General features: G+C 73.0%; 1 protein-coding gene. It reads left to right on the top strand.

Annotated features, from left to right (window positions below):
• A partial coding sequence (locus CCN51_RS52190) for an aldo/keto reductase (RefSeq protein WP_143676254.1) occupies positions 1-637 on the top strand: 637 nt, incomplete at both ends.

The following is a 637-nucleotide window of genomic DNA, read 5'->3' as shown; positions in this document are numbered from 1 at the left end:
GCGATCTGCAGATCGCCACCAAGGCGGGCAGCGTCCCCGACCCCGACCGCCGCTTCGACTGCTCGCGAGGCCATCTGCTGGCCGCGCTCGACGGCTCACTCGCGCGGCTCGGCACCGACTATGTCGATCTGTGGCAGGTGCACGCCTTCGACCCGGTCACCCCGATCGAGGAGACGCTTCAGGCGCTGGACATCGCGGTCAGCAGCGGGCGGGCGCGGTATGTGGGGGTGTCCAACTTCTCCGGCTGGCAGCTCGCCAAGGCGGCCACCTGGCAGCTCGCCTCGTCCGGCACGCACACCCGGCTCGCCAGCACGCAGATGGAGTATTCGCTGCTGCAGCGCGGAATCGAGCGGGAGGTGCTGCCCGCCGCCCTGGACCTGGGCCTGGGCATACTGCCCTCCTCCCCACTGGGCCGCGGGGTGCTGACCGGCAAGTACCGCCACACGACCCCGGCCGACTCGCGCGGCGCCTCCGAGCAACTGGCGGCCTTCGTCGCCCCGTACCTCGACGAGGAAGCGAGCCGGATCGTCGAGGCGGTCTCCACCGCCGCCGACGGCCTGGCGACCACCCCGCTGCATGTGGCGCTGGCCTGGGTCCGCGACCGCCCCGGCGTCACCGCGCCGATCGTCGGCGCGCG

The sequence above is a fragment of the Streptomyces milbemycinicus genome (genome assembly GCF_002154605.1).
Lineage (GTDB): Bacteria > Actinomycetota > Actinomycetes > Streptomycetales > Streptomycetaceae > Streptomyces > Streptomyces milbemycinicus.
The sequence above is the reverse complement of the archived record's forward strand: the minus strand, read 5'-3'. Positions and strand labels throughout refer to the sequence as shown.